This window comes from Neoalteromonas facilis (assembly GCF_002807665.1).
GTDB classification, from domain to species: domain Bacteria; phylum Pseudomonadota; class Gammaproteobacteria; order Enterobacterales; family Alteromonadaceae; genus Alteromonas_E; species Alteromonas_E facilis.
The window spans coordinates 466,621-489,292 of record NZ_PEAY01000001.1; the positions used below are offsets into that span (position 1 = coordinate 466,621).

The following is a 22,672-nucleotide window of genomic DNA, read 5'->3' on the forward strand; positions in this document are numbered from 1 at the left end:
GTGTAGGATTAATTTGTTCTTATCGCGTAACGTCCTGTTTCTATCATATCAACAGTAATGTTCGCGGCTTCCATCAAGAAAGGGTCGTCGAATTCGATGTCTTCAGGCACATCGTCAATTGATGTAACTGGATCCATACCCAAACGCGATAAACGTTCGTTCATACGAGCCAATCGTTTTGCATCTGCTTCTTCCTTCTTAGCAAGACGTTCTGACTCGACCAAAGATACAAATTTCTCATCTTTAGATTCTTTATATTCGGCGATATCTTCGTATAGATACTGGAACTCAGGATCTTGCAGCACGCGCTTTTTATGCTTTGCAGTCAAAATGTCGATTGCTTGCTGACTATCACCAAAAGTCATGTAGTTTGCACGGCTGATGCTATCCCAAGGAAGCGCATTTTCTTCTTGGCTTTCACCCCACTCTTCCGGCTCTACTGCACTTGGATAAGCGATATCAGGCACGACACCTTTGTGTTGAGTACTACCGCCATTAATCCGATAGAATTTGGCAATGGTGAACTGAACACTGCCAAGCGGATTGTCGTATAGGTCATAGACTCGTCCTAACGGTCTATGCTGTTGCACTGTTCCTTTACCAAATGTTTGCTCACCAATGATCAAGGCACGATTATAGTCTTGCATAGCGGCGGCAAAGATTTCAGACGCTGAAGCGCTATAGCGGTCAACCAACACAGTCAACGGACCATCGTAAAACACCTTACCATCAGTGTCTTTGTCAACTTTGACACGGCCTTCACCGTATCGTATTTGCACAACAGGCCCTTTATCGATAAACAGACCCGATAACATGATTGCTTCAGGCAATGACCCACCGCCATTGCCACGCAAATCAACGATCATGGCTTTAACGTCTTGCTCAAGTAATTCCGTGATCTCGCGTTCAACGTCTTCATGTAACGCGTTATAGAATGAGGGAATTTCAATAACACCGACTTTTTCGCCCTCGTTAGGGCCTGAGTCAGGAACAATCACTTTTGATTTGGCTTCGCGATCTTCAAGCTTGATTTTGTCGCGCACCAATTCAATTGATTCAAGCGATTTACTATCACCACTGCCCTTCATGACCTGAAGGCGAACCGTACTGCCTTTAGGACCTTTTATCAGATCCACAACTTCATCTAAGCGCCAGCCCACAACGTCAACTAACGGCTCGTCGTTCTGACCCACTGCAACGATTTTATCTTCGGGCTTGAGTTTTTTAGACGAATCAGCAGGGCCGCCAGCCACGATACTCTTAATCACCGTGTAATCATCTTCACTCTGCAAGACCGCACCAATACCCTCAAACGACAAATTCATTTCCATTTGGAATCGTTCGGCATTGCGCGGAGAAAGATAGCTTGTGTGGGCTTCGATGCTTCTGGCAAACGCATTCATAACCGTCTGAAATACGTCTTCACTACTGGTTTGTTGCAAGCGTTTAATCGCTCGAGAATAACGCTTTTCAAGTAGTGATTTAGTCTCTTCTGGCGTTTTATCAGCCATTTTCAGATTCAACGCATCGTATTTAACGCGCTGACGCCATAATTCATCGAGTTCGGCTGTGGTAACAGGCCAATCCGCTTCATCGCGTCGATAGTGAAACTTGTCACCCTCGACAGTAAAATCAAATGGCTTATCCAACAGTGTTAACGCATATTCGAATCGCTCAATACGCTTTTCCAGCATCAGGGTATACATATCGTATGCCATGCCGAGATCGCCGAGTTTGATAGCCTCGTCAAAGCGTGTTTTATTCGCCTCAAAGGCATCAACATCCTGTTTGAGCAGAATGTTTTTATTGCTGTCTAATATGCGCAGGAATCGATCGAATATCTTGGCTGACAATGCATCGTCTAGTACTACCTCTGAGTAATGCGCCCGAGTGAACATTCGTGACACTCGTTTGGCAGCGGCTTCATGTTGTGATTCTTGTTTGAGAATGGGTAATGAATCAACAGTTTCTGTTGTCGGTGCCGCATTGGCTAAGGCAACGGTAACAAAAGTTGATAGTACAGATAGACGAAGCATTTTATTCATATTACGACCTCTTCGGACTCGCCAAACGTAATGCATCCTGAGCAACTTTGACCACCATTCCGGTGTCTAGCTGAACATGAATGCCGTCTTTCGCCACCTCTGTAATAACGGCAGGCATTGGGACTTTACCCAATTTAACCGTCACTCTTGTACCTTCAGAGATATCTTCAGACGTTAATTTCTGCGGTGCAGGTTGTTTAGAGCGAGCATTGTTAGGATTAGTTCCGTGCTTTTTACTACTAGGTCCCTTATCCGTTTTCGCTTGACGTGGCTTATCACCGCGTCGCTTGTTTTGAGTTTTCTTTTGTTCTTTACGTTTTTCTGCTGCAGCCGCTTTACTTTCTGACAACTGTTGTTGTGCATGTTCTGCGTGTTCAGCCTCAATTACGGCGTCTTGCTCACCCTGAAGGTTTACACGGTGTGCACCCTCTGTGATGGATTCAAGATAGCGCCAGCTGTTGGTGTAGTGTCTTAATGATGAACGTAACAAGGTTTTACTGAGGCGGCTTTCTTCTTTTAGAGCCTCTGCGAGATCTTGAAATATCCCAATTTTAAGCGGCTTGGCTGCTCCCGAAACTGTGAAACAATCCGGGAATGTTTGAGCTAAAAAGGCAATGACTTCTTTGCTGTTTGCGAACTTTTCAGTACTTTCCATTTAAGTTGAGTTGCTTTGTATTAATCGTCTTCGTGATCCGAATCATCCCAAGTTGCTAGCATTTGGTCAACCCAATCCGTCAAATCATCGTCGTCAATATCGACGAGTTGCGGTTCATTTACCCAAAATTCCCAAGTGTACTGCAACATTTTCTCTAATCGATATAGCGGAATTTCATCTTCTGTTTTCAAGTAAACCGCGTGCAGCAAGAGATTTAAACTATCACTGGCTTGCTCCGCATCATCATGAAAATCATCGAGATCTTCTGGCGTTGATAACACAGTATGGATATCAATAAGTTCTTTCATTTTATTGAATCCACCAACGCATCCACAATTCCTTGTAGGCCTTTTGCATCTTTTTGGTTAAAACGAGAAAAAACAGGGCTATCAATGTCCAATACACCAATAACCGCTTCATTAAGAATAATTGGGATAACGATTTCTGAATTAGAGGCTGCGTCGCACGCGATATGACCATCAAATTGATGCACGTCTTCAACAACCATTGTTTCTCGTCTCAACGCAGCCGTTCCACATACACCTTTACCCATACCAATGCGAATACAGGCTGGTTGACCTTGAAATGGCCCTAATACTAGCTCGTTGTTTACTACGCGGTAAAAACCAGCCCAGTTAAGGTCAGTCATGTTGTTGAACAACAATGCGCTGATGTTGGCCATATTGGCGATTAGATCAGTTTCGCCCTCTACTAATGATTTGGCTTGAGCGTTCAGAATATCGTAATTGGTTGTCATATTTACCTTATTGAATGGCAAAAGTTACAGAAATTTGTGCCGTTATCGATTCAGTGCCTGGCAGCGCCGTACTGGTATCTGCCTCGGCCATCATCATTTTGCTATAGTTAATACGCGGATTTATAGAATGTTCATTCACTGAAATCAAGGGGCCAAGCTCAGCACCTGCTGGTTTTAACATTAACGTCGCTTTCATTTTGGCATCTTTTACCGCTGCAACAAGCGCTTGTTCATACAATTCACTTTGATTAGTTACGACAAAATCAAATTGCTCAATTCGATTAGCCCCAGCTCGCAACACCCCATCAATAATCTTGTCATAACTATCCAGTTCACTATGACTAATTTTAATAGAGCGACTCAGAACAAAGCCATTTTGCTCTCGCTGACCATTGTTAAAACGTTCATAGTTTGGTGAAAGCCGTATTTGCATGGTTTGAATATTCTGCTCATCCACAGATTGACCGCGCAAAAAACTAATAATTTGTTGGGTTGCTTGGCGTACTTCAGCGTTCAATTTTGAAACAGTTTCACCTTTAGCTTCGACCAAAAACGTAATCGAAAACGCATCAGGTACAGCCACTACATGCCCGTTCCCTTGAACTGATATAGATGGTGTTGTTGCTTCTTGCGCCCATAAAGGCAGACTTAACACCGAAAGAAGTAAAAGGTTATAAAATTTCATGTTTTAACTCTCTATTGAAAATATGGCTGCAGTGTAGCGAATCGTTCATTAATGAAGTCTGAACAGTAATAAACCATTCATTAAGAATGTTTCATCCGAAAAACCAATAACTAACGCCAATGGCAGTTAATATCCCGGCACCATCGGCGGCCAAACAGCACCCAACGGCATAACGGCTATGTTTAACACCAACAGCCCCTAGATATACGGCTAGCACGTAAAACGTCGTTTCTGTGGATCCTTGCATGACCGACGCTAAACGCCCAACGAAAGAATCGGCTCCATGGAACTGCATGGTTTCAATCATAAGCGCTCTTGCGCCTGAACCACTCAGAGGTTTCATCAAGGCTGTAGGAAGTGCCTCAACGAAGCGAGTATCAAACCCCATGGCGGCTATGCCTGATGCTATGAAATCAGCGGTCATATTTAACACGCCACTGGCTCTAAGCATGCCAATAGCAAACAGCATTGCCAATAGAAAAGGAATGATAGAAATCGCAACCTCAAATCCTTTTTTGGCACCCTCTACGAATAATTCGTATGTGTTGTGCCCTTTTCGCCAACCGGCTAATAACACAACAACAATAAAAACAAGTAAGGCAAAATTCGCGACAATTGACGACTGTTGAGCTAATTGCTCTGAGGCTAATTTTGAAAAATACAAAATCACCGCAAATAGCAGACTGAAGATACCTACAAGGTAAATCAATACAACCTTATTAAATAGATTGATCCGTTGTATTGCACAGGTAACCAATAAGCCTACAAGCGTAGAAGCACTGGTCGCTAGTAAAATGGGAATAAACACGTCCGTTGGTTGCGCTGCCCCCTGCTCTGCTCGGTATAAAAATACTGCAATGGGAAACAAGGTAACGGACGAAGTATTTAACACCAGAAACAATATTTGGCTATTGGTGAGCGTATCTTTTACTTGCGTTAAGCTTTGCATATCTTGCATCGCTTTTATCCCAAAGGGAGTTGCCGCGTTATCGAGGCCTAACACGTTAGCAGACATATTCATGGTTATACTGCCTATAGCGGGGTGACCGCGCGGAATATCAGGCATTAACCGGCATAATAATGGTTCTAAAACCTTTGAGAATTTAGCAATCAGACCTGAATGCTCAGCGACTTTAAATATCCCTAACCAAAAAGCCAGCAGACCTATTAAGCCAATTGCAATATCAACACTAAGGCGTGCCATCGCCGTGATAGACGACATGGTATTTTCAAACGCAGCGAGATCACCGGCAATCAGAACTTGCCAAGTTGTTGCGAGGAAAGCCGCAACAATAAAGAACAACCAAATGCGGTGTAACATCAAACCATTCCTGTTCCCTTAATGGCAATAATGTTACACCAAATTCACGTTAATACATTGATTTTATTGATTCAATACTGAGTCCAAAGCAGCAACACAATGCTGAACGTTCTTTTCTGTACAGGCAGAACCCATAAGACCTATGCGCCATACTTTGCCTGCAAACGCGCCCAAACCCGCGCCTATTTCGAGCCCGAAACGACTGAGTAATTGTGTACGAACCTTGGCATCGTCGACACCTTCAGGGATTTTAACAACATTCAATTGTGGCAAACGATACTTGGCGTCAACGGCAAACTCTATGCCGATGCTATTCAGCCCTTTAACTAACAGTTGATGCATATGCTGATGACGCTGCCAAGCGTTCTCAATGCCTTCCTCGTGCACCATAAGCAATGATTCATGCAAGGCGTACAAACTATTGACGGGTGCAGTATGGTGGTAGGCGCGTTTTGTTCCTTCTCCCCAATATCCGAGGATCAAATTAATATCTAAGAACCAACTTTGAACTGGCGTTTTACGCCCACGTATAACATCCAATGCTTTTTCACTAAAGGTCACTGGCGACAGGCCAGGCACACAGCTTAAACATTTTTGAGAGCCTGAGTATGCTGCATCAATATCCCATTCATCTATTTCTAATGGTATTCCTGCCAGCGAAGTAACCGTATCAACGATAGTCAAGCAACCATGTTTTTTCGCTATGGCACACAACGTTTTAGCGTCGTTTTCAACACCGGTGCTGGTTTCCGCATGCACAAATGCAACAACCTTTGTATCGGGATTGTCCAACAAGGCTTGCTCAAGTGCAGTAGGATCGGTTTGTTCACCCCATGGGCTTTCAACAATGATCGCCTCAGCACCACAGCGTACGACATTCTCTTTCATGCGACCGCCGAAAACACCGTTAACACATACGACAACTTTATCTCCGCTCTCAACAAGATTCGCAAAGCATGCTTCCATGCCGGCGGAACCTGGCGCAGATATCGGCATCGTCAATTTATTTTGCGTTCTAAATGTATACCGTAGCAGATCACCAATCTCATCCATCAAACCGACAAATTGGGGATCCAGGTGTCCGAGTGTAGGCCGCGCTAATGCGTTTAATACCCTAGCACTGACATCAGATGGGCCCGGCCCCATCAACGTACGTTGATGAGGAATAAAAGTAGAGTAATGTGATTGGCTGGCCATAGTTAAACGCTCTTAATTAACAGACTTCTATTGTTTCATACATTCATGTGAATTCAATTGAGTATGATAAACATTCACAACTTTTATGAGATGAACGACATATACCCAAATAGACTGGTCTAAAGAGTAAAATTTTACTCAGTGATTGCAAAGTTAGATGGTAATATCGCGCCCGGTTTCCCTTTGAATATAGGCATTTAGTACATTAATACAAAGTCTGATCCGCATGTTAAAAAAATATTTTCAAAAAAATGTTTATAATTTAATCAATACTGTTCTATTATTAACGTTCGGACTTTTGTAGTACATTTCTCCCTTAAAGGAAAAGTTAGCGCACGGCTCAGCAATGAGCCATTCCCCTAGGCCCGGAATTAGAGATAATTCTGGGCATTTTTTATTTTAGTCACCCAATTTTATGAGTGATGTTTTGAAATTCTTTGCGTTTTTCACGTAATGTTGCGCTGATGCTTCGAGTTTCTTTTCCATCTCTGTAGGGACCTGTTTCACCACACGCGCAGGCGATCCCATCACCACTGAGTGATCGGGGATTTCCATTCCTTCTGTCACCAACGCATTCGCGCCGATAACACAATATTTGCCTATCTTCGCATTGTTGAGTATCACCGCATTTATCCCGATTAGGCTATAGTCCCCAATGTGGCATCCGTGTAGCATCACTTTATGTCCAACCGTAACACCTTTACCAATTGTTAACGGAATATCGTAATCCGTATGCAACACGCTACCATCTTGGATATTACTATTTTGACCAATCGTTATAGTATCGCAGTCACCGCGAACAACCGCATTGAACCAAACACTAGCGCCACTTTTAAGCTCAACATCACCGATTACATGTGAGCCGGGGGCTATATATGCGTCGTCAGCGACTACCGGTTGTTTGTCGTTTAACTGATAAATCACTTCTTTTCTCCAATCAAACGCACCAATCCTTCTTGTGCGGTGCTAGCGACTAACTGACCCTGTTTATTATAAATCTTCCCGTTTACCAGCCCTCGCGCATTCCCTGTGACTGGGCATTCCATATCGTATAAGTGCCATTCATTCATATTGAATTTGCGATGAAACCAAATCGAATGATCAATAGTAGCTATACGTAATTGGGGGTTGTTCACAGCAACGCCGTGCGGTTGCAATGCCGTACCTAAAAAGTGAAAGTCCGAAGCATAGGACAGTACTGCTTGTTGCATTAGAATTGAATCTGGCATTGACTCTGATGCACGCAACCAAACCTGTTTTTTAGGCTCTGTTACTTCGGTATTGTAAGGTTTCATGGCCTCAACGGTGCGCAGTTCGATTGCTTTGTGAAATTCAATCGCATCTCTCACTCCTCGCCCAACTAAGTGAGGGTTTTGCTCATAAAACTCCACATCACTGATTGTTTCATGTTCACTCGGTACTGTCGGCATTTCAGCATATTGATGTGTGAGATTTTGCTCTTCCACCTGGAATGAAGCCGTCATATAAAAGATGTTTTTACCGTTTTGAATGGCCTTAACACGACGCGTTGAAAAACTTCCCCCATCCCGGACGCTTTCAACATCATAAATGACAGGTTTACTGGCATCCCCCGGCAATAAGAAATAAGAATGATAACTATGACAAAATCTATCATCAGGCACTGTGGCAGTCGCTGCGGCCAACGACTGGCCTAATACCTGACCGCCAAATAACGCCCTAAACCCTAAATCCCAACTTTGTCCGCGGTACAATGATGCGTCTAAAGTTTCTAATGTCATTAGCTCTGTTAAAGAAGCATTTATCATAGTTGTCGTAAGCCTATTGTTTACTTGGATAATAATACGTTTTTGCAGTTGCTTGATGCTCAAAGAAACGCGTGTCTTTGTATGGCAATTTCATAAAGCCAGAAATACCAATACCTTCAATCGTAGGGATCAGCTCAATGACTTGATTTAATAAAGCAGTAAAGCGCGATTCTTGTGCATGATCCAATAACTTATAGTAATTGTGGATCTTAAGGTGAGTCGGTAGTGATTCAAAAATTATACAACCCGTATGGTGGATTTGATTAAGTTCGGTGATCACTGACAGCAACGCAGCCGGTAACTTTAAAAGCTCATCAGGGTCTTCACCGTCCTCAAAATAAGAATGCATACGGCTCTCATCTTCAAACACTGACAATTTACTTTTCTCAAATGGAATTCTCAGATGAGGCTCAGGCGTAAACGGCTCGTCTTCAGATGTCCGCTCAATATGCAAGGTATCTTTTGCATTGAACATACAGCTTTTAAAGATGCCCTCGCGGTGAATGGCGCGAGCTAGTGTAACAACCACATTCACTGCCATATCAAATGCATATTTAAGCTCAGCTTCGAACAAATTAAGGCTGGAATCGATGTACACGCCTTCCGCCTGCCAACGCACCACAAGTCCACCAACTACAGGGTATTTACCTAGTCGTGAAACCGCTGCGATAAAGGCTTTTTCAGTCTCCCCCATCCCCTGCATGTAGTTTTTGTAATAGCGTTCAAACTGCGCATCGTTGATATATTTCAGCTCGCATTCAGTAAGATCCGCCTGTTGCCTTAGATATGACTTTCGTGAACTGTACACAACAGTTTCTATTTCTTTTTCGTGTGCACTTGACCAACTGGGTATCATCGCGGGCATTGGCCCATGATGATGTTCGGATAACTTAATATTCTTAAGTAAATATAAGTTACTGAAGAACGCATCACCGGCTGCTCTCCGTGTCTTGTCATCGTCACTTAACATCCCTGTTAAAATATCTGAAAACACCTTGGGAAGCCCAAGCGAGGATGGTGGTATGACATGGCGTCCAAAACGACATGATTGGCCAGAAGCCAGCGCATATAAAGTGCTTGCTAAGCCCTGCTCATCAAAACGCGGTGACGATAATGCGCCGTTTAACTGATCATCACCGATAAAGTACACATCACCTAAGCGTGCGTTGGTTTGTTGTAAGTCGCCTGACATCAAATCCATCACATTTTGGTTGATATGCTGTCCTTTCTCATCAAGTTGAGCGTACACACTAGAGCCCCAATCAATAAGCCCTATCGTTTGTGATTCTTCATCCCAAACAACGTTTGATGGTTTAATGTCACCATGCACAATAGGTTTAAGATCATCACCGTGAACATTCGTGCGTAGAGCGATCAATATTTCTGCGATCTGAACAGCAATACGCAATACGATTTCAGCACCAAGCGGCCCCTCTCTCAATGAAACGCGCTCTAGATCATCCCCCTTAGCTCTTTCCATCACCAGTATGGATTGACGTCTAATTTGTTGGAATTCAATGAGACTTGGAACATAGCGGTGTTTAACCTGTCCCAACATAAAAGCCTCTTCTTCAAGACGATCTTGTACATGTTGCGGCAAATTGATGCGAGAAAACTTAAACACATGCTCCTGACCAAAAGGGTTTATACCTGCAAATGCAAATCCAAAAGCCCCTTTTCCGATCATTTCCACATCGGTATAGCCCAACTGCGTCAGTTGCTGTGAGCACAGTGCAAACCAGTCCTTTAGCTTTTTAGCATCGGCGTGAGAGAGCAAATAAATGCTTTGCTCTTCAGGAATGTAGAAATGCTTTAGTTGCTTGCCTTCACTCATAGTCAGTCTGGCTGAATGAGCCACTCCACCGTATGCTCACACGCGTTTAATTGTTGTGATAATTCTGCAGTGATATCTCTTGCCGTTTCAAACAACTGCCACGGAGGGTTTAGCGCTAAAATACCTGAACCGTACATTCCAGTATCAGACGTTTTGGTATCCACTAGTAACTGTGCATAAAAAGCACCGCTGGTTGCGTTGTCAGCTAATTTTTGGAGCATCTTCTCAGAACGGCCAGATTTAGCTTTAGCCCTCGCTGATAACAATGGATACCATAACAACACACATACGTTTGGCCAACGTGTTAGCAGTGCGCTAATACATTCCTCAACCTTTTGATACTCTTCCAACTGCTCGTATGGAGGGTCAATTAACACGATACCGCGTCGTATTCGCGGTGGAGTTATTGCAAGCAAACCTTCGAATCCGTCACGGTTGTGAATATGAGCAGACGCTAGCCGTTTTGTTTTCTTGAGCTTTTCATACTCATTAGGATGAAGCTCCATTAGCGTCAATTCATCCTGTTCTCTCAGAACATCAGCCGCAATAACAGGAGAACCAGGTAACAAACCTTGTTGTTTATAAGTGCTGATTATCTCCACATATTGCTTGATGTCATGAAGCTGTGATGAATAGTCTGACACTTTTGCGATGCCCGACTCGTACTCTTTGTTTAATTGCACTTGCTCATCAGACATAGCATACAACCCGGCACCAGCATGAGTATCAATCACGCAAAAGGGTTTTGCTTTTTGAGAAAACTTGTTGATGGTAGAGAGCAAGATAACGTGTTTAAGCACGTCTGCATGATTACCGCTGTGAAAGGCGTGTTTATAACTTAACAAGGGTTATTCCGACCACTGATTTGTGGGCATTTAACCATGTCGCGGTGGCCGCGTAAATAGTGAGAGCAGCTGCACCTTTTGATGCAGCTGCTTATTCTGATTTTAGCGCAGGTTTAACAACATCAATGATGGATTTTGCAGCAATTCCATAAATCTATTGTTGAACTTGACCATGGTTGCACCGTCGATTACGCGGTGATCACCAGACCAGTTCACCTGCATGATGTTTGCGGCATAAACATTACCGTTATCATCAAACCGTGGTAACTTTTGCGTCTTACCTAATGCAACAATTGCCACTTCAGGTTTGTTAATAACGGGAGTGGCGATTGTGCCGCCAATAGCGCCAATGTTCGATATAGAAATCGTGCCACCACTGAGGTCTTGACTAGTAAGTCTTCCTTCACGCGCTTTATCAATAATCGAGTTCAGCTCAATCGCGATTTGCTCAATTGATTTATCCTGAACACACTTGATGTTAGGCACCAACAGACCAATTCTACTGTCAACCGCAAGACCTATGTTATGGTCTGCTACATACGTCAACTCACTACCGTCAGCTGACAAACGACTATTGATAATCGGGAATTCAGACAATGCCATTGACATCGCTTTGATGAAAAATGGCATAAACGACAATTTGATCTCTTTTTTAGCCAGCAATGGCTTCAATTGACTACGCAGCTCAATGAGTGCGCCCATGTCCAAATCATCACTCACAGTAAAGTGCGGGATAGTGCTAACAGATTCTGTCATCTGCTTCGCCATCGCCGCTAGTATTCCTTTAACCTTTATTGTTTTGTCAGAGCGTGATGATTCAACAATGTGCTTTGCTTTGTTGCTCTGTGTCACTGTCGCCGAAGTCGATGAGGAAGGAGCAGTCATAGTCAAAACATCTTGCTTTAAAATACGACCTTTTTTACCACTGCCTGTTACCGACAATAGGTCAATATTCTTTTCTCGCGCAACCCTGCGAACAGCCGGACTTGCCAGCACTTTCCCAGGGATAGCGACAGGAGCTTCAAACTCTCCCCCCTGTTGTTTGCCTGATGCAGTACTGGGGGTTACTGCTGCGGTATTATTTTGTATGGTTTTCTCAACCTGAGTAGGTGCAGAAGCAGAGACAGCATTGGAGCTAACGTCTGCGCCCTCAACTTGCAGCGCGAACAATGGCGCATGTACTTTCGCAATCTCGCCTTCTTTGTGATACTGCTTGACGATAACCCCACCTGTTTTAGCGGGGATCTCGACTACAGCCTTGTCAGTCATCACTTCTACGATAGCCTGATCTTCTTCAACCGCCTCACCTTCAGCAACTAGCCACTTAACTATTTCACATTCAACTATGCCTTCGCCAATATCAGGTAGGATAAAGTCTTCAGTCGAAGTTGACGCTTCGCCAGCGCTATCAGTGGTTTGCACGTCCTGCTCAGGTGTAGCTTCAACAACCACATTATCGTCAGCATAGCTCATAGCAAATAATGGAGCATGAACCTTTGCTATCTCACCGACTTGATAGTAAAGCTTTTCAACTTTACCGGAGTGCATAGCTGGGATCTGCACGGTTGCTTTATCAGTCATTACTTCAGCAACTGGCTGATCTTCTTCGATCAGGTCACCTTCTTTTACTAGCCACTCAAGCAATTCGCATTCAACAATACCTTCACCGATATCGGGTAAAATAAAATCATTACTCATCACATTACCCTCAGTAGTTCATTGTACGCTTAATAGCTTCATAGGTTTTCAAGTGATCCGGCATGTATTCTTTCTCATGCGCTAACGGATATGGCGTATCTAAACCGCACACTCGCGCAATAGGAGCTTCAAGATATAAGAAACACTTGTCTTGGATCGTTGCCGCTATTTCACTGGCAAAACCACCTGTAATAGGTGCTTCGTGGTTTATCAACAAACGACCGGTTTTCATCACTGATTGTGCTACCGTTTCGGCATCCCAAGGCAAAATACTGCGTAAATCGATGATTTCACAACTTATACCGTCTTCACGTGCCATTTCAGCAGCTTGTTGAACCGCTTCCATCTGCGCGCCCCAGGCTAAAAGAGTAATATCCGTTCCTTCTTCAACCACGTCAGCTTTACCCAATGGTAACGTATAATCCTCTTCAGGCACTTCGCTAACCGATGCACGATATAAGCGCTTGGGCTCCATAAATAATACAGGGTTATCGTCACGTATCGCCGCCAATAACAAGCCTTTTGCTTGATATGGGTTTCTTGGAACGACAATCTTAATTCCTGGTGTATGTGCAAAATACGCTTCTGGTGATTGAGAATGGTATAACCCGCCCGCTATACCGCCACCATAAGGTGTGCGGATAGTTAACGAGCCACAAGTAAATTGACCACCAGAGCGATAACGAAATTTAGCCGTCTCATTTACGATTTGGTCGAAGGCTGGGAAAATGTAATCAGCAAACTGAATTTCAGCAACAGGGAATGAACCTTGAGATGCGAGGCCGTTCGCAAAGCCTATAATTCCCTGCTCCGTCAACGGTGAATTGAAGCAACGCTGTTTACCGAATTTTTCTTGTAGGTTGCTGGTTGCCCTAAATACGCCACCGAAATGCCCAACGTCTTCACCGAACACTACAACTTTATCATTGCGTTCCATTTCCAAGATCAACGCATTGTTGATGGCTTGCAGCAAATTCATCTTAGCCATTATTTAATCTCCTTCGCAGTCTTGGGATACGCTTCTGGGTACTTAGAAATATGAGATTTAAGCGAGTCTAATTGCTCTTGCAAATGCCAAGGAACCGTGTCGTAAACATCATTAACCATGTCATCTAGCGGGCATACCGGCACTTTTTCTGCCACTTTTACGGCAGCTAGAATTTCTTGACGACAATCCGCAATGTAGGCTTCGTGTAATTTTTCATCAAACCAACCTTGCGCTATTACCCATTGTTTGAAGCGATTGATTGGATCGCGTTCGCGCCATTTAGCCTCTTCATCTTTAGAGCGGTAACCCGTTGGGTCATCAGATGTACTGTGCGCAGCTAATCGATATGTCATCGCTTCAACTAATACAGGGCATTGTTCACTTAACGCTATTTCTCTGGCTTTTTGGGTCGCTGTGTATACCGCAAGTACATCATTACCATCTACACGAATCGTTTTAATGCCATAACCGATACCTCTGGAGGCGATACCGTCACCAGCAAACTGCTCTTCAGCCGGCGTTGATATGGCATAGCCATTATTACGACAGAAGAACACGACTGGACAATTCAAAACGGCAGCCATGTTGAGACCCGCATGAAAATCACCTTCAGACGCTGCACCTTCACCAAAATAACAAATAGTCACTGCGTCTAAACCGTGTAAGCGCTGACCGTATGCATAGCCTGCCGCTTGAGGTATTTGTGTACCCAACGGTGAAGATATCGTCATAAAGTTAAGTTCTTTATCGCCATAGTGGATTGGCATTTGACGACCTTTATTAGGGTCTAGTCGGTTACTGAACATCTGATTCATAAATTGCTCAGTTTTATACCCTCTGTAGGCTAATGCAGCCTGTTCTCTGTACTGCGACATGATCATGTCTTGGGGTTTAAGTGCAGCAGCACTAGCCGCAGTTGCAGCCTCTTCGCCTGTACAGGCTAAATAGAAACTGATTCTGCCTTGACGCTGCGCCGCAATCATTCGCTCATCGAGTAAACGAATGTATTCCATAGTACGCAATATCTTGGTTGATTCAGCCTCATCAAGCTGAGGTGCTTCGGCATCAGCAATCAATTTGCCTTGCTCATCTAATAGCTGAAGCATGGGAATATCGACGATTCCGTTTGCTATAACATTGACGGTTTGCGTCGAGCCAACCTTTGACAAGTGGTTACGGTCGTTCATAAAAACTCCGCGTTGTATTTGTAGGGTTTAATTATGTGGCAAAAGTCTACGCCAATATTTAAATCTTAGCGTTGCTTTTTATTTGTAATACATATGTTAGAAAAGTGTGATTGTTTCAAAAATGTAAACATAAACAGGATAATCATCCTATGAAGTCGCCATCACGAAAACATAATTGTGAAAATCCTTAAGATTTGAATAAATCTATTTTTTTACGTTAATTAATGATCTTTTCAATCCTCTACTCAGTTGTAAATTTAAACCCAAATTTACATGACAGGAGTGATTTTTTTGTGCTACTACTATGTAATCGCCATTTTTTTGGCGCGACCTTGAGCTATTAAACCTAACTGCTCAAAAATTATAAAAATAACCATTAATCCAGGGACTTATTTCCCATACCAGGAAGACGGAGGTTAACCTGTGAACCATAAAGTGACATTAGCTGTCTCAGCAGCGTTGATGTCGATGTCAGTTCATTCTGCTAGCGAGCTAGGTAACGCTAACAGTGAATTTGGCCTCAACACCAACGAACTGCGTGCAGTTCAAGCCATTTCCGTGAATAAAGGGCTAGACAAAAGCTCTTTCGCAAACAAACGCGGATTTGTTGTAGAAAAAGGCTTAGAAAATAAACCTTACATCTACATCGTTCATCTAGAGAATGACCCTGTTGCTATCTACAACGGCGGAATAGAAGGACTAGAAGCAACAAATCCTAATCAAAAGGCTCGTACCCTTACTGAAGCAAAAACATCTACAAAGCTAGATGTAAATGCTCCTGAGGTAGTGGCGTACGCTTCATTTTTGGAGAATAGACAAGCCGAAACCATTTCTAAGGTAAAACAGGTTGCAGGAAGCGCAAAAGTTTTAGCTCAATATAAATACGCGCTCAATGGTATGGCGATAAAAGTGATGCCAAGCGAAGCAGAAGCTATTTCAAAACTTCCTGGCGTTAAGTATGTCGAGCGCGATCAACTGTTTACTGTTGATACTGACACAGGCCCAGGTCTGATTGGTGCACCGTCAGTATGGAACGGGTCTGCTAATAATGGTAACGAGGCAGCTGGTGAAGGTGTTGTTGTAGGCATCATCGACAGTGGTATCAACACAGATCATGATTCATTTGCAGATGTTTCGGGCGATGGATATGACCACACTAACCCATTGGGTGAAGGTGTATATTTAGGTGATTGTGCGGGGGATTTCCCTGAACTGTGTAATGACAAACTTATTGGTGTATACAGCTACCCAGTCATCACTGACAACTATGATGATACTGACGTGTTCCCTCCAGGTCTTCCAAAAAACGGTGAAGATTACGGCGGTCACGGTACTCACGTAGCTAGTACTGCTGCAGGTAACATTTTATATGATGTGCCTGAATCACTACCTGAATTAGGCTCGGATGATAGTTCTGGTGTAGAGACCGGCTTCGTATTTGATCGCATTTCTGGTGTTGCACCACGTGCAAATATTGTTTCGTACCAAGTTTGTTTCGGCGGCAGAAGCTCTGCAGGCGATACTTATGGTGACTGTCCTGGAGCGGCAATTGCTGCGGGCATTGAATCTGCAATCGCTGATGGCGTTGATGTTATCAACTATTCAATCAGCGGCGGTGGCTTTTCTTGGAACAGCTCAACAGAATTAGCATATCTATCAGCCAGAAATGCAGGTATTTTCGTGGCAACGTCTGCCGGTAACGGCGGCCCGGGCGCTGCGACTACTCCGAAGCATGCTCCTTGGTATACAGCTGTTGCGGCTGCTGAGCATGGTCGTTCAGTAGAATATCCAAAACAAATTGGTGATTTCACTGGTGGTGATTCTGAACTTGCAGATATTACCGGTGTAAGCAATTCTGGAGCTATCACTGCCTCTATCGTTTACGCGGGCGATTTTGAAAACCCAAATGATCCTGATAACGATCCTGCACAATGTTTAGAGCCTTTCCCAGCAGGCACTTTTAACGGCGAAATCGTAGTTTGTGATCGTGGCTCTATTGCACGTGTCCAAAAAGCCATTAACGTTGCTGATGGTGGTGCAGGTGGTTATGTTCTAGCGAATGTAGCAGGTGGTTCAAATACACTTAACAGTGATATATATGTTATCCCAGGTATCCACGTTGACATAGATCAAGGTGCCCTACTTCGTGATTGGCTAGCGTCGGGCGAAGGCCACATGGCTACGATTACAGCATCTGAAGGTACTTTAGTGATTGATGATAGTCGTGTAGACGTGCTGGCAGGCTTCTCGTCTAAAGGCCCTAACACATCATTCTCTACACTGACACCAACCATCACTGGCCCAGGTGTCAATATCTATGCAGCATATGCCGATCAGCAGTTTGGCCATGATGGTCATGATCCTGCAGCGAGCGATTTTGATTACTTATCAGGTACATCAATGAGTTCACCGCACATAGCGGGTTCTGCTGCGCTTGTTAAGAGTGCTAAGCCTAGCTGGACACCAGACAACATTCGATCTGCTCTAGCGATGACTGCTACTCCGACAGTTATCAAAGAAGATGGAACAACTGCAGGTGACTGGTTTGATATGGGTTCAGGTCGTGTTCAAGTTGACAAAGCCGTGCAAACTGGCCTAGTCATGGACGAATCGGCTCAAAACTACATTGACGCCAACCCTAACATTGGTGGTGAGCCAAGAACGCTTAACCTACCCAGTATCACAGACGATAACTGTGTCGGTACCTGTTCATGGACTCGTACAGTAACTGCGACTAAAGCAGGTACGTGGAGTGCATCTGGTGCTTCAATCGCAGGGGATCTAGGCATCACAGTTTCACCAGCTGAATTTACGTTGGCTGAAGGTGAATCTCAGGAAGTAACAGTCACTATTGACGCATTCAACTCGCCAAGCGATGTTTGGTCATTTGGTATTGTTAACTTTACGTCAGACGCTTCACCTGACCTTCACTGGCCAGTGTCCGTAGTCGCGTCGAACGGTAACCTTCCAAGTGAGCTAAGCTTCGAAGCTAATCGTAATCAAGATTCATTCTTGGTTGAAGATTTGTTAGCTGTTGAAATCACTGATTTCACTGCAACGTCTTACGGCTTAACCAAAGCAACTGTTGTAAATGGTGAAGTAGCTCAAGACAGCGACAACTCAGACTTCCTTGACGATTTAACAGATGGTTTATCTATCACTACGGTAGATGTACCTGAAGGAGCTAAACGTCTTGTTGCGATGACAACGAACTCAACGTCTCCTGATCTTGATCTATGGGTAGTTATCGACAGAAATGCCGATGGTGTCCCTACTCCAGACGAAATCGTTGGCTTTAGTGCAACTGGTAGTGCAGATGAAACCGTTGACCTTGAAATGCCGGAAGCTGGCTTCTATTGGTTAATCGTTCAAAACTGGGCTGCTTCTGCTGAAGATGCAACAGACACGTTTGATTTGTCATATGCAGTAGTAGATGGTGACGCAGGCGACAACCTAATGGTTGAAGGCCCTGATTCAGTCGCTCAGTTAACACCATTTGAAGTACGTTTCACTTGGGACTTAGCAGACGGCGCAGAGGGTGATATGTACTTCGGTGCAGTTGACCTTGGTACATCTGCTGAAGACGCAGGAAACCTTGGCTTGATCCCAGTGAATGTTGAAAGAGGTCAAGATGATGTATACGTAGTAGCACCATCAAATGATCGCTTAAACCCAGGCGACACACTCACCTTCTCTGTTGCAGTTGATGCAAACTTCACAAGTGAAGACAGAGGCTATGAGGTTAACTTAACGCTTCCAGAGGGTGTTACGTTGGATCCTGCAAGCACAAGTGCTGAAGTAGATGGTGACACACTCACATGGACTTTGACACAACCTTCTCTATTAGGTGTTGAACCCACATATTCGGTTACAAGCAATGCGGTAGATGCAAGTTGTGCAATTCCATTTGGTGACGGCAGTTACATCAACCTGTCAGATTTCGGTATTGGAATTAACTCAAATATCGATGGCGATACTACTACGGGTGTATTCGGTAATAGAATCCAATTCTTAGGTGAAGAATATAACGGCTTCACAGTTACAGATGATGGCTTCATTACTTTGGGCACAGACGTTAGCTCTACGCCTTGGGTCAACCAATTGTTCCCTGACAGCGATGCGCCGAATGCGGTTATCGCACCATACTGGAGAGACATGTTGTTTGACGTTGCCAATGGCAGTGGTGTAACAGTGGCTTCAACTGGTGGTGATGGTTTGGTTATCATTGAGTGGGAAGACATGTTGACATGGTACGGTGTGCCGGACATTGCTGACTTCCAGATCGTTGTAAATAATGACGCAGCGCCTGGTACGCCAAACATTATATTTGCATACGATAATGTTGAGCATTACAACGCAAATGCGATTCCGACAACCATCGGCTTCGAGAATGCGACGGGTACAGCGGGTGTTAACACTCATTTTGTATCATACACTGGAAGCGAAGCGCCAATAGGTGACATCGGCGCTGATGCAGTTTCAGGTGCTCAAATCTGTTTCTGGCTACAAGACGTTGCTGACGAACCTACTTTATTGTCATTCGACGTAACAGTTGATGCAGACAATGCTGGTGGTCCTATCCAGATGGTTGCAATGTCTCAGGTATTCGTACCTGGTACAGACGAAGCATTCCCTGGAACAGCGTCTGTTGCATCAGAAGTCTTCTCTGACGTTCAAGTCGAAGGCCCACCGGTTGCGCTTATCGATGGTATGACGGTTGCTGACCTAGAAGTAGTTGAGTTAACTGAACTTGACCTTCCTGCAACGGTTACTGAGCCAAACGGTGACGAAGTAGAAGTATTGTGGAAGCAAGTATCTGGTCCTGCTGCGGTAATCGCAGGCAACGGTCTTGTTGAAGCGATTCTAATGGCACCAGAAGTAGACGAAGACTCTATGATTGTTCTAGAGATGACGGCAACTGACAGTAATGGAAATGCAGTAACTGCTACGGCAAACGTAATGGTTAAGAACAACATGCCACCAGTTGTATCTGTTTCAGCTCCATCATCTGTTGTTGAAGGTGACACTATCCGTGTGACTGTTTCGACTTCAGACAATGAAGGTGACGCTGTATCAGTAACAATCAATGGTGTAGAAGGCACTTCTTATACTACTGTTGCACCAGCCACCAATGCTGATACTTCAGTGTCTTTTGAAGTTGTTGCTACGGACGGTTTAAATACAACGACTGAAGTTGTAACTGTTCGAGTGACGAATAAGAAAGCAGGTAGCCTTGGCTGGTTAGCATTATTGCTAGTTCCAGTTGTATGGTTACGTAGAAGAAAACTTCACTAAGTTTTAACGACTTAATTTAAAGGGCCACTTTTGTGGCCCTTTTTGTTTTTACGTTATGAGTGAATAGCGGATTGAGAAAAGTGAGCTATTAGACGCAGAAATAGTATTAGCTTTTGATGCTTCTTTTCATGTACTGAATTGCTATTCATTTACCAATTATTCGCTTGTTGGTATTACCTGTCGAAAAATGATTTAAGAGTATCTCGGTGGTTCATATCTTTAAAATACGTTAATTCAGGTAACCAATCTTTTATTTCTCCTAATTATTGTCAAAGCAAACTCGGTTAAAGTTACGCTTGATTAATTTAAGAATTCTAGACCTCTCTACTCGCCGAAGTATCGCTCTGAGTTTATTCAATATAGGTTCGAGGCTTATACTGCCTGACAGAGAAGATTATTTAGTGCCTATATCCAAATGGTATAAAAATTTATACCAACGTATCAAACCTGCCATTTATTGAACTATCACTTAGAGGTTGAATACTGACATCCGTATAAAGGAATTTGTCATGTTGAAATCAGCCAAATATTTATTAGCGATACTGTGTTGTTCTGCCACCCTTGTACCCTACGTACATGCTAATTCAAATCAAATACAAGATGGTGCTTGTTCTTACACTTATGCTGAGCAAACCGTTTTGCGTAAAAAAGATAAGGCTGTTAACAACTCTGTATTTACCAGTGTTACTAGCAATGCAACCGAAAACGGTTGTGGAAACGAACTGTCCACCCGTTCAAACGAATTAAACAGTTCTATAGTGGCTGGAACTTTATTGGTCAGAAAGATGCCACAAGGACATTGGGCTGAAGGGAATGTAGAAAGAGTAAATACATCTGCGTTCGGTCATTAAATGCGACCATTGACTTTATAAACAATAGATTGCAAAAAAGGCTCGTGACGAGCCTTTTTTATTTGGTGTCTGGCACTATATCCGACCACACAGCTAACTCATTGCCACTGGGCTCGGTAAAATGAAAGCGGCAGCCTCCCGGAAATTCAAAAACATCTTTGGTAACAACACCACCGTTTGATTTGACCTTGCGAAGCGTTGAATTAATGTCAGCCGTATATAACACCACAAGTGCCGCTCCATGGCTTACTAGAGACGCCATATCAGCTTTAAAAAAGCCGCCATTTAATCGCCCATCAATAAAAGCTGTATAGTCTGGCCCATAGTCAGTGAATTGCCAGTCAAAGGTCGATTGAAAAAAGGTCTTCGTTTCCTGCAAATTACAAGCAGGAAACTCTATGTAATCAATTGTATTTTCCGTCACAGAACTTGCTCCCTTATGTTGCTACTTGGCTTTCTTGGCTAACAGCTCTCGCTTCGAATTCTCTGATAAAAAAGCCGCTTTTACCGCATTTAGTTGGATCGTATTTAATTCGTCTTCAGATAGGCCAATAACATCTTTCGCCACCGCATACTCGTTAGCTAAATCGATCGCGGAAACGCCAGGGTCGTCAGTATTCAAGGTAACCAGCATACCGTGCTCTATAAATGTTTTAAGAGGGTGATGCGTTAAATCACCGACCGTCGCCGTTTGATAATTTGAGGTAGGGCAAGACTCTATCGGGATAGCCTTTTGAGCTAACTCCGCCATCAACTTTTCATCTTGTACCGCTGCCACACCATGCCCTATCCTACTGGCCCCTAATAGGTCGATTGCACGGCGTATACTGCTAGGACCATCGGCTTCACCGGCATGCACCGTAATATACCAATCGGCTTGTCGCGCCTTTTTAAAGTGAGTTTCAAATAATTCAGCAGGGTATCCCAATTCATCACCGGCTAAATCAAGTGCAGTTATGTGCTGCTTGTGTGCCAATAAACCATCTAATTCTGCTTCACAACAAGCCTGACCAAATGTACGGCTCAAAATGCCAATAAGATTTGCATCAACACCAGTCTCTTTTTTGCCATCTTTAACGCCTTGAATAACCGCCTCTACAACATCACCCACGGCTAGCTTATGATTCATCCCCATGTAATAAGGCGAGAATCGAAGCTCAACATAATCAATCCCCTCGTTTTGGGCATCTAACATATTTTCATACGCCACGCGGTAACACGCATCAAGGTCAGCTAAAACAGACACCCCATAATCTAGCTTTTGTAAAAAGGCCAACAAATCACTGGTTTTATCGATGATTTGCACATGCGGGGTCAAGCCTTCAACCGAATCGGCCGGAAGCGCGATCCCATGTTGTGAGCCAAGCTCAAGTATAGTCGCAGGGCGAATGTTGCCGTCTAAGTGTCGGTGAAGATCGATAACAGGTAACGCAGGATTAAACATAGAAAGACTCGGGTATATTCACGATATAACTAAACTACCAGAGCTTGTTTATAAATGCATGCTTTGGAAGACGCATAATTTGG

Annotated in this window: 18 protein-coding genes; 2 read left to right on the top strand and 16 right to left on the bottom strand. The window is 43.8% G+C overall.

Annotated features, from left to right (window positions below):
- Positions 1-8: 8 nt before the first annotated feature.
- The 14 genes from prc to CSH93_RS02150 all read right to left on the bottom strand — a co-directional run bounded on the left by prc (position 9) and on the right by CSH93_RS02150 (position 14,999).
- Complete coding sequence (gene prc / locus CSH93_RS02085) at positions 9-2,045, bottom strand: carboxy terminal-processing peptidase (protein ID WP_100641467.1); 2,037 nt, start codon at positions 2,043-2,045, stop codon at positions 9-11.
- Between the two features lies 1 nt (position 2,046).
- A complete protein-coding gene (gene proQ / locus CSH93_RS02090) occupies positions 2,047-2,700 on the bottom strand; it encodes an RNA chaperone ProQ (RefSeq protein ID WP_100641469.1) in 654 nt (217 codons plus the stop codon).
- A gap of 20 nt (positions 2,701-2,720) precedes the next feature.
- Complete coding sequence (locus tag CSH93_RS02095) at positions 2,721-3,008, bottom strand: hypothetical protein (protein WP_100641471.1); 288 nt, start codon at positions 3,006-3,008, stop codon at positions 2,721-2,723.
- Entirely contained in the window at positions 3,005-3,457 is a 453-nt protein-coding gene (locus tag CSH93_RS02100) for a GAF domain-containing protein (RefSeq protein WP_100641473.1), read from the bottom strand. Before CSH93_RS02100 ends, CSH93_RS02095 begins: the two co-directional genes overlap by 4 nt.
- Positions 3,458-3,464: 7 nt before the next feature.
- A complete protein-coding gene (locus CSH93_RS02105) occupies positions 3,465-4,142 on the bottom strand; it encodes an SIMPL domain-containing protein (protein WP_100641475.1) in 678 nt (225 codons plus the stop codon).
- Positions 4,143-4,233: 91 nt separating this feature from the next.
- Positions 4,234-5,463 (bottom strand): nucleoside recognition domain-containing protein, encoded by a 1,230-nt coding sequence (locus CSH93_RS02110; RefSeq protein ID WP_100641477.1) that lies wholly within the window; start codon positions 5,461-5,463, stop codon positions 4,234-4,236.
- Positions 5,464-5,526: 63 nt separating this feature from the next.
- Complete coding sequence (locus CSH93_RS02115) at positions 5,527-6,660, bottom strand: pyridoxal-phosphate-dependent aminotransferase family protein (RefSeq protein ID WP_100641479.1); 1,134 nt, start codon at positions 6,658-6,660, stop codon at positions 5,527-5,529.
- A 399-nt stretch (positions 6,661-7,059) separates the two neighbouring features.
- Complete coding sequence (locus CSH93_RS02120; RefSeq protein ID WP_100641481.1) at positions 7,060-7,584, bottom strand: gamma carbonic anhydrase family protein; 525 nt, start codon at positions 7,582-7,584, stop codon at positions 7,060-7,062.
- Positions 7,581-8,447 carry an acyl-CoA thioesterase gene (locus CSH93_RS02125; protein ID WP_100641483.1) on the bottom strand — a complete coding sequence of 289 codons (867 nt, stop codon included), beginning with the start codon at positions 8,445-8,447 and terminating at the stop codon, positions 7,581-7,583. The genes CSH93_RS02120 and CSH93_RS02125 overlap by 4 nt, the downstream gene beginning before the upstream one ends.
- Before the next feature lie 13 nt (positions 8,448-8,460).
- Entirely contained in the window at positions 8,461-10,281 is a 1,821-nt protein-coding gene (locus tag CSH93_RS02130) for a serine/threonine protein kinase (RefSeq protein WP_100641485.1), read from the bottom strand.
- Positions 10,282-10,283: 2 nt separating this feature from the next.
- Positions 10,284-11,126, bottom strand: a complete 843-nt coding sequence (locus CSH93_RS02135; RefSeq protein WP_100641501.1) for a 23S rRNA (adenine(2030)-N(6))-methyltransferase RlmJ — start codon at positions 11,124-11,126, stop codon at positions 10,284-10,286.
- A gap of 102 nt (positions 11,127-11,228) precedes the next feature.
- Positions 11,229-12,824, bottom strand: a complete 1,596-nt coding sequence (locus tag CSH93_RS02140) for a dihydrolipoyllysine-residue acetyltransferase (protein ID WP_100641503.1) — start codon at positions 12,822-12,824, stop codon at positions 11,229-11,231.
- Between the two features lie 10 nt (positions 12,825-12,834).
- A complete protein-coding gene (locus CSH93_RS02145; RefSeq protein WP_100641505.1) occupies positions 12,835-13,812 on the bottom strand; it encodes an alpha-ketoacid dehydrogenase subunit beta in 978 nt (325 codons plus the stop codon).
- Positions 13,812-14,999 carry a thiamine pyrophosphate-dependent dehydrogenase E1 component subunit alpha gene (locus CSH93_RS02150; RefSeq protein WP_100641507.1) on the bottom strand — a complete coding sequence of 396 codons (1,188 nt, stop codon included), beginning with the start codon at positions 14,997-14,999 and terminating at the stop codon, positions 13,812-13,814. Before CSH93_RS02150 ends, CSH93_RS02145 begins: the two co-directional genes overlap by 1 nt.
- Before the next feature lie 423 nt (positions 15,000-15,422).
- Between CSH93_RS02150 and CSH93_RS02155 the strand changes: the two genes are divergently transcribed.
- Both CSH93_RS02155 and CSH93_RS02160 read left to right on the top strand, forming a co-directional pair.
- The gene (locus CSH93_RS02155) at positions 15,423-20,294 is read left to right on the top strand and encodes a S8 family peptidase (RefSeq protein ID WP_100641509.1); all 4,872 of its coding nucleotides are present in this window, start codon (positions 15,423-15,425) and stop codon (positions 20,292-20,294) included.
- A 509-nt stretch (positions 20,295-20,803) separates the two neighbouring features.
- Entirely contained in the window at positions 20,804-21,145 is a 342-nt protein-coding gene (locus CSH93_RS02160; protein ID WP_100641511.1) for a hypothetical protein, read from the top strand.
- A gap of 58 nt (positions 21,146-21,203) precedes the next feature.
- Here the strand turns inward: CSH93_RS02160 and CSH93_RS02165 are convergent, their stop codons facing one another.
- Complete coding sequence (locus tag CSH93_RS02165) at positions 21,204-21,569, bottom strand: VOC family protein (protein WP_100641513.1); 366 nt, start codon at positions 21,567-21,569, stop codon at positions 21,204-21,206.
- Positions 21,570-21,590: 21 nt separating this feature from the next.
- Positions 21,591-22,589, bottom strand: coding sequence for an adenosine deaminase (gene add, locus CSH93_RS02170; RefSeq protein ID WP_100641515.1), 999 nt, complete (start codon positions 22,587-22,589; stop codon positions 21,591-21,593).
- Positions 22,590-22,672: the final 83 nt, after the last annotated feature.